We start from the raw sequence: 15,170 nt of genomic DNA, 5'->3' as shown, positions 1-15,170 counted from the left end.
ATGGGTCCTGGGGCCTGGATCGGCCCGATAAGGTCAGGCGCCATGAGCAGCCTTCCGGTCGATGTCCAGGCGTATTACACGGACCTGGCTCAGCGCCGCGACTGGTCGTACGAGACCGTGGTCGCGGTCCGGACGACGGTCGACCTGATCCGCGATCTCGACCGCGGGACGGCGCCCCGGACGTACGGCGCGGTCGCGGCCGACGACGGCACGGACTGGCTGTTCGAGGCGGTCTGGCACGAGCGCGAGTGGGTCGTCGTACGGCAGCTCGGTGCGCGGGAGGACGGCGAGATCCGGCGGTACTGGTGGCAGCGGCTCGAGGACGACGAGGGCATGCTCACCGACAGGGGACTCGACCGCGAGGCCTGGGGAGTGCGCGAGCTGTCCCGTGAGGACTTCTACACCGCGTGGGACGATCCGGGCTGGTCGCTGACCGGCTGAACTATCGGCTACTCCCCAGTACTGGTCTGAGTACCGGATGTTCGTGATGCGAGACGGTCTCGTTACCTGACGGACTTTGTGTGGCAGACTGCGAATTGTCATGAACAACCACCGGGTGATTATTACCTAGGCGCGCTCAGCCAGCAGTACCTGAGCGCGTGGACCTCTCGCACCTTGCGGGGGGTTTTTTGTTTGCCCCCTACTACCGACTCCGCAGCTACCGACTCCGCAGCCCGACCGCACAGCCCGATTCGCCAGCGTCACCGGAAGGCCTCGATCATGAGCATCTCCGACGAGTTCCACGTCTACGACACGACCCTGCGCGACGGTGCGCAGCAGGAGGGGCTCGCGCTGTCCGTGGCGGACAAGATTGCCATCGCGCAGCACCTGGACGACCTGGGCGTTGGATTCATCGAGGGTGGCTGGCCGGGCGCCGTACCGAAGGACACCGAGTTCTTCCAGCGGGCGCGGACCGAGCTGGACCTGCGGAACGCGACCTTCGCCGCGTTCGGCGCGACCTGCAAGCCGGGGACCGCGGCGGCGGACGACCAGCAGGTCGCGGCGCTGCGCGAGTCCGGCGCGTCGGTCGTCACACTCGTTGCCAAGAGCCACGATGCGCATGTGGAGCGCGCGTTGCGGACCACGCTGGACGAGAACCTGCGGATGGTCGCCGACACGATCCGGCACCTGCGGGAGAGCGGGCAGCGGGTCTTCCTCGACACCGAGCACTTCTTCGACGGGTACCGCGCCAACCGTGCGTACGCGCTTGAGGTAGTACGGGTCTCGGCCGAGGCCGGCGCCGACGTGGTCGCGCTCTGCGACACGAACGGCGGGACGCTGCCGCGCGAGCTGCAGGACATCGTCCGCGACGTCCTAGAGAACACCGGCGCCCGGCTCGGCATCCACGCCCACAACGACGGCGGCTGCGCCGTGGCGAATTCGATCGCCGCCGTCGAGGCCGGCGTCACGCACGTCCAGGGCACGATCAACGGGTACGGCGAACGCACCGGCAACGCCGACCTGCTTGCGGTCGTGGCCAACCTCGAACTCAAGCGCGAGATGGAGCTGCTGCCGGCCGGGAACCTCGCCGACTCGTTCCGGATCGCGCACGCGATCGCCGAAGTGACCAACGTGCCGCCGTCGACCCGGCAGCCGTACGTCGGCCTGTCCGCCTTCGCCCACAAGGCGGGGCTGCACGCCAGCGCGATCAAGGTCGACCCGGATCTCTACCAGCACACGGATCCGAGCCGGGTCGGCAACGACATGAGGATGCTCGTCTCGGAGATGGCCGGCCGGGCCAGCATCGAGCTCAAGGGCCGCGAGCTCGGCTTCGACCTCGGCAACGACCGCGAACTCGTCGCCCGGGTCGCCGACCGGGTCAAGGAGCTCGAGGCCCGCGGTTACACCTTCGAGGCGGCCGACGCGTCGTTCTCGCTGCTGCTCACCGAAGAGGTCGACGGGAAGCGGGCGTCGTTCTTCGACGTCGAGTCCTGGCGCGTGATCACCGAATCCCGTGCCGACGGCGAGGCGGTCTCGGAGTCGACGGTGAAGCTGGTCGCCGGGGGAGAGCGCGAGATCGTCACCGGTGAGGGCAACGGCCCGGTCAACGCCCTCGACCACGCGCTCCGGACGGCGATCGAGCGGGCGTATCCGGTGGTGAACAAGTTCGAGCTGGTCGACTACAAGGTGCGCATCCTCGACCAGGGGCACGGCACCGACGCGGTGATCAGAGTCCTCATCCAGACCGCGGACGGCGAAGGCTCCTGGGTCACCGTCGGCGTCGGCCACAACATCGTCGAGGCATCCTGGGAGGCCCTCGTCGACGGCTTCACCTACGGCCTCCTGCGTCACAAGGAGGTTGTCCGATGACCGCCGTACTCGAAGCTCCGGCCGCCGTACCCGCGGCCCCTGTCACCACGGTCTTCACCGCCGACGTGGTCGAGACCTGTGGCATGCTCGCGCGGATCGCCGTACTGCTGAATCCGTACGACGTGCGCGAGCTCTCGCTGTGCCTGGAGAAGTGCACGCTGCGGGTGGTTGTCGCAGGCAACGGTTTTGACGCCGGCCGGGTCGCCGCCCGCCTGGAGAAGGTCATCGGCGTCCTGGACGTGACGGTCAGCTGACCGCCCGCCAGCAGGCGTCCAGCAGGCGAGCCAGAGCGCGCGGAACCGCCAAGGGTTGATGGGTGCTTGAGGTGCTGGTGGGGCGGATCGCTCACTTTGAGCACGGATCAGCCGTTCTCGGGCCTCGTCGATGGTTGACCGGTGCTCAAGGTGGATGTGCAGCTCCACTTTGTGCACGGTTCGACCATCCGTGAGCCCCGCCAATGGTTGAGGGGTGCTCAAGGTGGAGCACTGCGGGAAGCCAACTGATCAGACCGCTAACGTCCGAAGGACCCGCACGCCATGTCTGCGGTTGTTCGGACGTTAGCGCAGGGCTGGCCGTAACGTCCGAAGGACCCGCGCGCCATGTTTGCGGTTGTTGGGATGTGGGGCGCGGGGGGGGGGGGGGGGGGGGGAAGGGGAGGAGCCGGGAACCCCGTGTGGGTTCCCCGGCTCCCGTCGTACAGGGTGGGGGTTAGTCCCAGCTGAGGCCAGAGGAGGACTGGTATTCGATGACTCGGGTCTCGAAGAAGTTCTTCTCCTTCTTGAGGTCCATGACTTCGGACATCCAGCCGAACGGGTTGCGGGTCTCGCCGAAGATCGGGGCGATGCCGATCTGCTCGGCGCGGCGGTCGGTGATGAAGTGCATGTACTGCTCGCAGAGGTCGGCGGTCAGGCCGAGCATGCCGTTCGGCATGGTCGAGCGGCCGTAGGCGACCTCGAGCTCGCACGCCTCGGTGAGCATCTGCCGGACCTCGGCCTGGAACTCGGCCGTCCACAGGTGCGGGTTCTCCTGCTTGATCTGGTTGATGCAGTCGATGCCGAAGTTCAGGTGGATCGACTCGTCGCGCAGGATGTACTGGTACTGCTCGGCGATGCCGACCATCTTGTTGCGGCGGCCGAGCGAGAGGATCTGCGCGAAGCCGGTGTAGAACCACATGCCTTCGAAGACGACGTAGAACGCGATCAGGTCGCGCAGGAACGCGGTGTCGGACTCCGGCGTACCGGTCTTGAAGTCCGGGTCCTCGAGGTGCTGGGTGTACTTCAGGGCCCAGGCGTCCTTGTCGGAGATCGACGGGACCTCGCGGTACATGTTGAACAGCTCGCCCTCGTCCAGACCGAGCGACGTACAGATGTACTGGAAGGTGTGCGTGTGCACGGCCTCCTCGAACGCCTGGCGCAGCAGGTACTGACGGCACTCGGGGTTGGTGAGCTGGCGGTAGACGGCGAGCACGATGTTGTTCGCTACCAGGGACTCCGCGGTGGCGAAGAAGCCCAGGTTGCGCTTGAGCATCAGGCGCTCGTCGTCGGTCAGGCCGTCCTTACTCTTCCACAGCGAGATGTCGGCCTGCATGGAGACCTCGGTCGGCATCCAGTGGTTGTTGCAGCCGGCCAGGTACTTCTCCCAGGCCCATGTGTACTTCAGCGGGAGCAGCTGGTTGACGTCGGCGCGGGCGTTGATCATCGCCTTGTCGGAGACGTCGATGCGGGAGGCGCCGACGGTGATCGAGCCGAGGCCCGTGGCGTTGTCTGTGGTCGTCACTGGCAGGCCTCGCAGTCAGGGTCTTCGAGCGAGCAGATCGCTCCGGTCGGTTCGGGCAGCGGAGCGTTGTCGATGGCCGACGGCGCGGTCACCGGTACGACGGCCGGGATGGTGGCGGAGACGGCGTTGAGCTTGCCGTCGGTGCCCTGCAGTGTCGACTTCTCCACATGGGTCTTCGACTGCGACCGCAGGTAGTACGTCGTCTTCAGCCCGTAACGCCAGGCGTTGCGGTAGAGCTCGTCGAGCGCCTTGCCGGACGGCGATGCCATGTAGAGGTTGAGCGACTGCGCCTGGTCGATCCACTTCTGCCGGCGCGACGCGGCCTTGATCAGCCACAGCGGGTCGATCTCGAACGCGGTCGCGTACAGCTCGCGCAGGTCGGCCGGAACCCGGTCGATGGTGGTCAGGATGCCGTCGTGGTACTTGAGGTCGGAGACCATCACCTGATCCCACAGCCCGCGCGCCTTCAGGTCGTTGACCAGGTACGGGTTCGCGACGGTGAACTCACCGGACATGTTCGACTTCACGAAGAGGTTCGAGTACGCCGGTTCGATCGACTGGCTGACCCCGCAGATGTTGGAGATCGTCGCGGTCGGCGCGATCGCCATCACGTTGGAGTTCCGCATGCCGTCACGAAGGAGCTTGGTGCGCAGGGCGTCCCAGTCGAGCGACTTGGTGTCGTCGAGGATCACGTCACCCTTGCGGGCCGCGCGCAGGATCTCCAGCGAGTCGATCGGCAGCACGCCCTTGCTCCACAGCGAGCCCTCGTACGTCGAGTAGGCGCCGCGCTCGGCGGCCAGATCACTGGACGCCTCGATCGCGTGGTAGCTGATCGCCTCCATCGAGCTGTCGGCGAAGGCGATGGCAGCCTCCGACGAGTACGGGATGCGGAGCGAGAACAGTGCGTCCGCGAAACCCATCAGGCCGAGGCCGACCGGACGGTGCCGCTGGTTGGCGCGCTCCGACTCCGGCGTCGTGTAGAAGTTCACGTCGATGACATTGTCGAGCATCCGGACCGCGGTCTTCACGGTGTCGCGGAGTAGTTCTGCGTCCAGGCCGGTCTCGGTCAGGTGCGCGACCAGGTTGACCGAGCCCAGGTTGCAGACCGCGGTCTCGTCGACCGTCGTGTTCAGCGTGATCTCGGTGCACAGGTTCGACGAGTGCACGACACCGCTGTGCTGCTGCGGCGAGCGCAGGTTGCAAGGGTCCTTGAAGGTGATCCACGGGTGACCGGTCTCGAACAGCACGGTCAGCATCCGGCGCCACAGGTCAAGCGCGCGGACCCGGCGGAAGACCCGGATCTCACCGCGGTCGGCGGCCGCCTCGTACTTCTCGTACGCCGTCTGGAACTCACTCCCGAACAGGTCGTGCAGGTCCGGGACCTCGTCGGGGGAGAACAGCGTCCACTGGCCGTCGGCCTCGACCCGCTGCAGGAACAGGTCCGGCACCCAATTGGCGGTGTTCATGTCGTGCGTCCGCCGGCGCTCGTCGCCGGTGTTCTTGCGCAGATCGAGGAACTCCTCGATGTCCATGTGCCAGGTCTCGAGGTAGGCGCAGACCGCGCCCTTGCGCTTGCCGCCCTGGTTGACCGCGACGGCCGTGTCGTTGGCGATCTTCAGGAACGGTACGACGCCCTGCGACTCACCGTTGGTGCCGCGGATCTTGGCGCCGATGCCGCGGACCGGGGTCCAGTCGTTGCCGAGACCGCCGGAGTACTTGGCGAGCAGGGCGTTGTTGCGGATCCCGGCGAAGATGCCGGACAGGTCGTCGTCCACCGTGGTGAGGAAGCAGGACGAGAGCTGCGGACGCGTCGTACCGGAGTTGAACAGGGTCGGCGTCGACGACATGAAGCGGAACGAGCTGAGCAGCTCGTAGAACTGGATCGCGCGGCCCTCGCGGTCCTCCTCGCGCAGCGCCATCCCCATCGCGACCCGCAGGAAGAACGCCTGCGGCAGCTCGAACCGGGTCTTGTCGATGTGCAGCAGGTAGCGGTCGTACAGCGTCTGCAGCCCGAGGAAGGCGAAGTCCAGGTCGCGCTCGGGATGGATCGCCGCGGACAGCCGGTCCAGGTCGAAGGTGGCCAGCTCGGGGTCGAGCAGGCCGGCCTCGATCCCGGTCGCGATGTAGCGCGGGAAGTATTCGGGGTAGGCCGTGGCCATGTCGGCCTGGCTGGCCTGCCGGGGCTCGCCGTGCACGCGGCCGAGCGCCTCGCGGCGGATCTGGTCCAGCAGCAGGCGGGAGGCGGCGTAGCTGTACTGCGGCTCGGTCTCGACGTAGGACCGGGCGGCCATCACCAGCGCCAGCTCGACCTCGTGCTGGGCGATGCCGTCGTAGCAGGAGCCGATCGTCTCGTTCAGGATCTGCTCGGAGTCGACCGCGTCCAGACCGGCGGCGGCCTCGGCGACGATCACGCGCAGCCGCTCGACGTCGAGCGGGCCCCGGGTCCCGTCGGCCTGGCGGACCGACACGACCGGCTTGGTCTCGGCCAGCTCCGCCGCGTCGGCGGGGGTGCGGGCCTTGTTGCGCTCTTCGCGGTACAGGACGTAGGCCCTGGCGACCTGATGCTCTCCCGCGCGCATCAGAGCCAGCTCGACCTGGTCCTGGATGTCCTCGACCTGGACGCTGCGGGTGTCACCGCGCCGCGTCAGCGCCTCGACGACCCGGCCGGTCAGGTCGGTCACCAGGTCACGGACCCGGTGGGTGGCGCCGGCGTCGTTGCCCTCGACCGCGAGGAACGCCTTCGTGACGGCGACCGAGATCTTGGTCGCGTCGAAATCGGTGTTACTGCCATCGCGGCGTACGACGGTCAGCTGGGTCCCGTGGCCGGCCTCGTCGGCCGCCGATCGGGATGTGGAAGCGATGGTCACAGAAGCTCTTCTCTCCCTGCGCGTACGAAGGACCGCGACCTGAGAGGGCGTGCATGCATGACGGGACGGACAGCACCGGCCGGGAAAGCTGTCGTCACGCCCTGCGACCCACCCTCGAGGTCTCGGACCGCGTGCACCGGCGGTGCACGCGCCGGCGACAGGTACCCGGACTCGCGGAAACTCTCCGCTCACCGTTGCGGGGCAGCTCCGGAATTGCACCGGATTCCCCTGACCGCCAGCAGAGAAGACTCTAGGTGAGTCGCTAGATCTAGTGGTAGGCGACACGCCGTCGGCGCATATGTTGTGGTCCTCACGCGGCCACGCCATACAGATCCTGTAGCGTCATGATCTCTGATCCGTGATGAATCAGTTCGCGATTGAGACGTAACACGACGTGCCCGAACGGCTCTTCGGCGTCCAGCGCGGTCGCCTGACTGAGCCCCGTCGTCGTCACCTGGTCCTCCATCAGCGCCGCGATCCCGTCCTGCCAGGCCTCCACCCAATGGGTCAGCCAGGCCACCGCGTCGCGTGCGTTCCCATGCAGCGTGATGTCGCCGCGGCCCTGCTCCCGCGGCCCGAACGTCCACTCCCACCGCTCGAAGAACGTCTCCGTCAGATGCGCGATCAGCCACGCGATCGTCCGCGGTCCCCGATGATCCGGCTCGTCCGGCCACTGCGCGACCCACTCGCCGGCGCCCTGTGACCGGTAGTGGCTCGGGTAATGCCGCCGTACGACGGTCAACGCCTCACCGCGCGGCTGCCAGAAGTACTCGTCGTCGGTCAGCCGCGCCAACCGTCCCGACAGCACAAGCCAACTGAACCCCAACTGTCCCCGCACCATCGCCATCGCCGACGGCCGATGCAGCAACTCCCAGTCGAACGCCTCGGCCATCGAGCTTCCCTTCCAATCGAACACCTGTTCGAATTGAACCCCGAGTCGCCGTGCAAAGTCAATGCGACCCGATCACGCCGACCGCATGCCCGATGGTGCACAAGGCGTCACCCACGGTTGTCGACTGCTGTCGGCCTCCCGGATCCTGGACGGGCGTCACTGCTTTTCGTCCGCCACGAAGAGGAAAGGACCTGGGGGCTTGGCCGGATCTGTCTTTTTCCCGCACTGCGACCTGCACATCCTGGTGGGCGGCGGGGTGACCGTCAGCCTCAAGCAGCGCTTCGGGGCCGGCGCACAGCACGTCCTCAGGGCGGTCAGCCGCGAAAAGCTCGCCTTCGACTTCTTCGCGCCGTACAAGGCGCTCGGCTCGCGGCGCAAGGAACTGCCTGAGGTCGACGGCAACGGTCGCCTGCAGAGTGAGCATCCCGGTGTCTACCTCTTCCAGGTTCGGGTGATCGGGACCGATGAGTACATCGTCGGGCGGGTGCAGGTGCACAGCGAGATGACCGACTGGTGGTTCGGCAACAAGTCGCTCACCACCGCGGTCGAGAACGACACGGTCGTCGACGGCGTCACCATCCCGGCGCTGGGGCACGCGCTGCCCTCGGTCTATGCCAAGTTCAGCCCGAACGACCCGCACGTGGATCTGATCGGAGACATCACCGCGCACGGCTACATCCGGCTGGCGTCGTCCAACGAGAACCTGGTCCGGATCACCGGCGACGGCAGGTTGCGGGGCGTGGCGGAGACGACCGCCCCAGTGGAGATCACCGGCACGCTTCCCGGCGGTACGCCGAAGCCGCTGCCGGTCCGTGCCGTCAACTACCGGGCGACTCGCAAGCTCGACAAGGTCAAGATCGTGAGCCTCGCGGCGGTCGAGTCCACCCACACCATGCTCTTCGTCGCGGACGGCTTCACGCAGGACGAGAAGGGGCTCTTCGAGGAGCGCGTCCGGCAGGCGACTGCGGTGCTGCTGTCGCAGAAGCGGCACCAGCCCTACCCGATGCTGGCCGACGACTTCAACATCTTCTCGCACTTCACGGCGTCGCAGGAGCGGCTGGCGACGATCGGGCCACCGCTGACGGCCGCGAAGGGCGGCGACGTCAAGGTAGGCTCGCCCATTCCGACTCCGGCCTCGGCCGGCGACGAGGCGATGTACGACGTCGATCGGCTGGTGGCACTGGTCGGTCTGCCGCCCCGCGGCGAGACGCGCGACCGGGACGAGCTCGTCGCCCTCTGGACTGAGCTGAAGTACGCCTCGTTCGACAAGGCGAAGGTGGACCGCAAGCTTGTCGAGGCGTGGAAAGCGCAGGTGCCGGCCGGAATCCTGCAGGCCAGGGACACCGTGCTGGGGATGTCCTTCGGGGCGCGGCTGGCAGACCGCGAGTCGCAGTCGGGCGGGACGGAGGTCAAACCACCCACCGATGACACGGACATTCCGGAGAACATCCGGGACTTCGTCCAGCGTCTGCACCAGTTCTTCGTGACGCAGGGAACGTCGAACCCCGTGCCGGACCCGCGGCGGCATCCGCCGGAGTTGCGGACCTTGCTGGCGCCGGACCTGTCGCTGATGCAGCTGATCGGCAACCTGGAGCTGAATCCGGGGGACAAGCTCGGGACGAAGCTGTGGGTTCGCCAGAGAGGCACCTTCAAGCCCAGCGCCGGGATGATCGGTGTGATCTGCAACGAACCGTTCAGCGGCGGGACCAACTTCCACGAGCATCTCGCGATGGCGACGTCGCTGGGCGCAACCTCGGAGGTGTCGGCGGCCCTGTCGGGAAATGTGCTGGACCGGGTGAATCCACCAGCAGGCACCCCGACGCACGACTACGGCCGGATGGCCGACCTGATCGCGCACGAGTTCGGCCACAGTTTCAACCTCGCGGACGAGTACGAGACGGCGGCAGGACGGCATCCGGACGCCGACTCGATCGTTCCGGAGGTCACGGACAACCTGGTTCGCTACCACTCGATCGCAGACACCCAGGGCGACAACAAGATCAACCCGGCGAACCTGAAGTGGGCCAAGCTGCTCCGCGCCCGGATCTCGTCGATCCTGCAGGAGCCGGCGACGTCGGTAGCGGGCAGGATCACGGTCCGGGTCAGCTCCGTCGCCCTGGACCAGTGGGCCTGGGCCGAGGCGCGCAAGCTCACCGCGACGCTGCGCCTGCGCCACATCGACGCCGACGGTCAGCAGTTGTCGGACGGCCCGAACCAGCCCCCGCAGACCGAGGGACTGTCGATCCTGGTCGACCGCTGGACCGGCATGATCACGCTGTCCAAGACCGGTCTGGCAGCCGGCCTGGAGTTCCCGGCCGGCACGCTGCTCTACGTGCCGGTCAGGGACAAGGCGGGGACTGTCCTGGTGGCGACCGACCCCAACGTGATCGCCTACATCGCCACCCAGAAGAAGCCGCTCAACAAGGATCTGGACAACTTCAATCCGAAGTCGGCGCCCGACGAGCCGGTGAGCGACATGCCGAACGTCAAGATGCCGCATTTCGAGGATCAGCTGATCGGTGTCTACGAGGGCGGCGATCGCTTCCCCGGTGGCATCTACCGTCCGGCCGGGACCTGCAAGATGCGCGACCAGCACGGCAAGGATCACCACGGCGAGTTCTGCTTCGTCTGCCGGTGGCTGATCGTCAGCCGCGTCAATCCCAGCCTGCATTCCAGAGTGAGCGACCGCTACCCGGGGGCCAAGAAGGATGACTGAGCTGGGTATGGTCGGGCAGTTGGTGGCCGGCGTCGGCCAGGCGCTGTTGAGGTTGCGCTCGATCCTGCAGACGCCGGATCGTGCCGTCGGACTCTTGCTGGAGCTCGGCTGGGACACCGATCAGGTACCTCCGGCCGTGCAGTCTCTCGGGTCGTCGGCCGATCGTCTCTACGAGGCATTGGTGGCGGTACTCGGCGATGGCGGGCTGTCGGTCGACGGGGCGATCGGTGAGCCGAACGGCGACTTCGATGCCAGCGATCTGGCCCGCGTCGCGGCTGCTCTGCAAGCGATGGTCGACAGCATCCGTGCGCTGGCGTCTGCGCCGGACAGCGCCATCCCGGCTGCGCTGCGAGCAGCCGGTTTTCGCGAGAAGTTTCCCCGGCAGCTCCTCGACTACCTGATCATCCACTACCTCTCGTCGTACCGGCCGGGGCTCGAAGCCGGACTGCGTCTGCTCGGAATCATCCGGACCAGGTACGTCGCCGCGGGTGGCGGGAGGACTGCCTACCTTCAGCACGAGCTGGTGCTGGAGGCGTTGCCGAAGTTACTGGGCGACCCCGGGCAGGTGTTGCACGAGGCGTTCGGCTGGGCGACCGCGGACTTCGACTTCGCGGCATTCTCCCGTCAGGTGGACAATCTGTTCGCCGGTCTGCAGCAACAGGTGGCGGCGGATCGGATGAGCCCTCGGGTCGCGGAGATCGTGCAGGGCCCTGACGGTGGATACGACCGCGTCATTCGGGCGTCATTCTTCAACCATCAGCGGGAGAACACGCGGCTGTCGGCGGCGGTCGATGTGGGCTTCTTGCCGGCGGGGGGTGGGCGGTTGCCCGGGGTGGTGGTGTTTCCGGAGTTTGCGGGGGCGCTGGGGTTCGAGTACGAGATCGGTCCTGACTTCAAGGTGACGGTTCGTTCGGGAGCGGATCTGACGGCTGGGTTTGCCCTCTTGATCCGGCCGGGGGAGCCGCTGGAGGTGGTGACCGGGTTCGAGGGGGTGCCCGGCCGCGAGCTCGCGAGTCTGGAGGCGAAGGTCGCGCGGGGCAAGGCGGATGGTGCGCCGACGCTGCTGTTCGGGGAGGCGGGGAAGACTCGGCTGGAGTACCGGAAGTTGTCGGGTGGGGCCGGGGTTCGCGTGGGTGGGAGCGGGCCGGATGTCTATGGCGAGGTGAGTCTTGAGGGGCTCCGGTTCGTGTTTTCGCCGGCCGGGGCTGATGGGTTCATCGGGGCGGTGCTGCCGAAGGACGGGGTGCAGATCGATGCTGATCTGACGGTGGGGCTGTCGGGACGGGACGGGTTGTACTTCCGGGGGTCGGCGGGGCTGGAGTTGCAGATTCCGGTGCATCTGCAGATCGGGCCGGTGGAGGTTCAGGCGCTGACGCTGTCGGTCGGGGCCGGGGCGGACGGGATCCCGGTCGGGGTCGGGACGACGTTCAAGGTCGCGTTCGGGCCGATGCAGGCGGTGGTCGAGGACATCGGGGTGCGGGCCACGTTCGCGATCCGGTCGGACGGGGACGGGAATCTCGGGCCGCTGGACGTGTCGTTCGGGTTCAAGCCACCGAAGGGGGTCGGGCTGTCGGTCGACGCCGGTGTGATCAGCGGTGGGGGTTACCTGTCGTTCGATCCGGACAAGGGCGAGTACGCCGGGGCGCTGGAGCTGGAGTTCGCGAACTTCCTGGAGCTGAAGGCGATCGGGCTGATCAGCACGAAGAAGCCGGACGGGAGCGACGGGTTCTCGCTGCTGATCGTGATCGCGACCGAGTTCGGTGGTGGCGGGATCCAGCTGGGGTACGGATTCACGCTGCTCGCGGTCGGCGGGCTGGTCGGGCTGAACCGCGGGATGAACCTGGACGCGCTCGCGCAGGGGGTGCGCAGCGGGGCGATCGAGTCGGTGATGTTCCCGAAGGACGTGGTGGCGAACGCGCCGCGGATCCTCAGTGACCTGCGGACGTTCTTCCCGGCCGAGGACGGCAAGTTCCTGATCGGGCCGATGGCCAAGATCGGCTGGGGTACGCCGTCCATCGTGACGGTGTCGCTCGGGGTCATCATCGAGATCCCGGGCAACATCGCGATCGTCGGTGTCCTGAAATGCCTGCTGCCGACCAAGGAGCTGCCGCTGCTGGTGCTGCAGGTGAACTTCGCCGGGGCGATCGAGTTCGACAAGTCGCGGTTGTGGTTCTTCGCGGAGCTGTTCGAGTCGCGGATCCTGTTCATGTCGATCGAGGGCGGCATCGGGCTGCTGGTCGGCTGGGGGGACGACGCCGAGCTGGTGCTGACGGTCGGTGGGTTCCACCCGGCGTTCCAGCCGCCGGCGTTGCCGTTCCCGGTCCCGCGCCGGCTGGCGATCGACATCCTGAACCAGGCGGCGGCGAAGATCCGGGTCGAAGGGTATTTCGCGATCACCAGCAACTCGGTGCAGTTCGGGGCACACGCCGAGCTGACGCTGGGCTTCGACGACTTCGGTCTGCACGGGCACCTCGGGTTCGACGCGCTGTTCCGGTTCTCGCCGTTCGCGTTCGTGATCGAGGTCGAGGCGGGCGTGTCGCTGAAGGCCTTCGGTGTCGGGCTGTTCGGGATCGACCTGCACTTCGTCCTCGAGGGGCCGGCGCCGTTCCGGGCGCACGGGCGCGGGTCGATCTCGCTGCTGTTCTTCGAGATCTCGGCCGATTTCGACATCAGCTGGGGCGAGGAGCACAACACCGTCCTGCCGCCGGTCGACGTGATGCCGCTGCTGATCTCGGAGATCAGCAAGGTCGAGGGCTGGCGCACGCAGTTGCCGACCGGCGGCACCAAGCCCCTGGTGACGTTGCGGCAGCTCGATCCGACCGAGGACCTGGTGCTGCACCCGATGGGCACGCTGACCGTCCGGCAGCGCGCGATCCCGCTCGGGGTCCGGCTGGACAAGGTCGGTCAGCAGGCGCCGCGCGACGGCCACCGATTCACCGTCGAGCCGGCTCCGAACAGCGGCCTGGTCCAGGTGGCAGCGACCGACGATCAGTTCGCGATGGCGCAGTACCAGACGATGGACGACGCGACGAAGCTGAGCCGGCCGGCCTACGAACTGCAGGATGCCGGGATCGAGCTGACCGCCGTGCAGAGCGCGACCGAGATCGCCAGGTCGAGGTTCGTCCGGCGCAGCTCGCGCTACGAGCTGCGGATCCTGGACAACAAACGCAAGCCCAAGCCGCGCCGTACCGAGCCGTTGGCTACGGTCGGCGCCGCGGTCAAGCCGAAGCCGAAGTACTACGAGCCCAACCCGGTGGTCTTCCGCCAACTGCTGGCCGGCAACAGCATCAGTACGTCGCCACTGTCGCAGCAGCGGGCCAAGCAGTTGCAGCCGTTCGACGATGCGGTGAAGATCCCTGGCCGCCGGTACGTCGTTGCGCACGCCCGCGACAATTCGCAGGCTTTCGCCCCAGGCAGTACGGCGACCAGCTTCCGCAGCGCATCGGCTGCGACGGATGCGATGAGCGACTGGGTCGGCAAGGACCCGCGGCTCGCCGACAAGCTGCACGTGATCCCGGTCGACGAAGCCCACGGGACGCCGCCGGTGCCGGAGCGCTGGTCGTCCGCGGGCATCCTGCCGGTGACGGCCGCCGGTTCGCCGATGGTTGCCCTGAACAACGGCAAGGTCCTGTACGCCGGTGGTACCACACCGGACGGTGTTCCGACGAGGTCCGGCGGACTGTTCGAGGTGGACACCGCAACCTGGACCGCACCGGGTGAGCTGACTGTGGCGCGGACCGGGCACACGCTCACCACCTTGCTGAACGGCCGCGCCCTGGCCATCGGCGGGATCGGTACCGAGACCTCGGCCGAGATCTTCGACCCAGTCACCAACACCTGGTCCGCGGTGCCGGCTCCGCTCACAGCCGGCCGGTCGGGGCACACCGCGACGCGGCTGAAGAGCGGCCTGGTCCTCGTTGCCGGCGGCAACAGTACCGACGGCCGTGCCCTGGCATCGGCAGAGTTGTTCGATCCGGCGACCCGCAAGTGGACGTCGGTCGGTGCGATGAGCGAGGCCAGGACCGATCACCAGGCAGTGCTGATCGGTGAGCAGGTGCTCGTGATCGGTGGCCGCCGGCCGACCGGCGACGCGCAGTCGGCGCCGCTCGCGTTCTGCGAGCTCTTCGACCCGGCCGCCAAGACGTGGAGGGTGACCGGCGATCTGACCGTCCCGCGCAGTGGGCACCAGGCGACCGTGCTGGGCGATGACGGCGCAGTGCTGGTGACCGGCGGCGACGCCTCCGGAGTCGCGGTGGCCCGGCGGTTCGATCCGGCCGGCCAGCGGACCGCCGAGGTCTACCGGGACGGCGTCTGGAAGCGGGTCAAGGATCTGCCGACCGGTCGCAGCCATCACCACAGCATCCGGATCGCGACGGGGGAGGTGGTCGTGATCGGTGGTTCCACCGGCCCGGCCCACGATGCCGGCTTCCGCTCGGTCCTCGTCTACCACCCGGCCAAGGACACCTGGCGCAGCACGGGCCCGCTCGGCACCGGCCGTACCGACTTCGCCGCTGCACTGCTTCCGGACGGCCGCCTGCTCGTTGCCGGCGGCATCGAACGGAGCACGGTCAGCGTCTCGACCGCCGAGCTTTTCACGCCCTGATGGAGG

At 67.6% G+C, this 15,170-nt stretch carries 8 protein-coding genes and 1 riboswitch; of the genes, 5 read left to right on the top strand and 3 right to left on the bottom strand.

Going from position 1 to position 15,170, the window contains the following annotated elements; all coding sequences use genetic code 11:
• Window positions 1-42: 42 nt before the first annotated feature.
• The 3 genes from ACFVWG_RS28830 to ACFVWG_RS28820 all read left to right on the top strand — a co-directional run bounded on the left by ACFVWG_RS28830 (window position 43) and on the right by ACFVWG_RS28820 (window position 2,564).
• A complete protein-coding gene (locus ACFVWG_RS28830) occupies window positions 43-441 on the top strand; it encodes a hypothetical protein (RefSeq protein ID WP_391546553.1) in 399 nt (132 codons plus the stop codon).
• Between the two features lie 279 nt (window positions 442-720).
• Window positions 721-2,310, top strand: a complete 1,590-nt coding sequence (cimA, locus tag ACFVWG_RS28825) for a citramalate synthase (protein ID WP_391546552.1) — start codon at window positions 721-723, stop codon at window positions 2,308-2,310.
• The gene (locus tag ACFVWG_RS28820) at window positions 2,307-2,564 is read left to right on the top strand and encodes a hypothetical protein (protein WP_391546551.1); all 258 of its coding nucleotides are present in this window, start codon (window positions 2,307-2,309) and stop codon (window positions 2,562-2,564) included. The genes cimA and ACFVWG_RS28820 overlap by 4 nt, the downstream gene beginning before the upstream one ends.
• Window positions 2,565-3,018: 454 nt before the next feature.
• Here the strand turns inward: ACFVWG_RS28820 and ACFVWG_RS28815 are convergent, their stop codons facing one another.
• From ACFVWG_RS28815 to ACFVWG_RS28805, 3 genes are all read right to left on the bottom strand, one after another.
• The gene (locus ACFVWG_RS28815) at window positions 3,019-4,092 is read right to left on the bottom strand and encodes a ribonucleotide-diphosphate reductase subunit beta (protein ID WP_391546593.1); all 1,074 of its coding nucleotides are present in this window, start codon (window positions 4,090-4,092) and stop codon (window positions 3,019-3,021) included.
• A complete protein-coding gene (locus ACFVWG_RS28810) occupies window positions 4,083-6,953 on the bottom strand; it encodes a ribonucleoside-diphosphate reductase subunit alpha (protein ID WP_391546550.1) in 2,871 nt (956 codons plus the stop codon). Before ACFVWG_RS28810 ends, ACFVWG_RS28815 begins: the two co-directional genes overlap by 10 nt.
• Before the next feature lie 138 nt (window positions 6,954-7,091).
• Window positions 7,092-7,205, bottom strand: a riboswitch (cobalamin riboswitch).
• A 58-nt stretch (window positions 7,206-7,263) separates the two neighbouring features.
• Window positions 7,264-7,869 (bottom strand): DinB family protein, encoded by a 606-nt coding sequence (locus ACFVWG_RS28805; protein WP_391546549.1) that lies wholly within the window; start codon window positions 7,867-7,869, stop codon window positions 7,264-7,266.
• A 175-nt stretch (window positions 7,870-8,044) separates the two neighbouring features.
• On the opposite strand from ACFVWG_RS28805, the gene ACFVWG_RS28800 reads away from it, so the two are divergent.
• Entirely contained in the window at window positions 8,045-10,561 is a 2,517-nt protein-coding gene (locus ACFVWG_RS28800) for a hypothetical protein (RefSeq protein ID WP_391546548.1), read from the top strand.
• Window positions 10,554-15,164, top strand: coding sequence for a DUF6603 domain-containing protein (locus tag ACFVWG_RS28795; RefSeq protein WP_391546547.1), 4,611 nt, complete (start codon window positions 10,554-10,556; stop codon window positions 15,162-15,164). The genes ACFVWG_RS28800 and ACFVWG_RS28795 overlap by 8 nt, the downstream gene beginning before the upstream one ends.
• The last annotated feature ends 6 nt before the right edge of the window (window positions 15,165-15,170 follow it).

This window comes from Kribbella sp. NPDC058245 (assembly GCF_042882005.1).
In the GTDB taxonomy this organism is placed as follows: domain Bacteria; phylum Actinomycetota; class Actinomycetes; order Propionibacteriales; family Kribbellaceae; genus Kribbella.
This window is presented reverse-complemented; position numbering and strand designations above follow the sequence as displayed.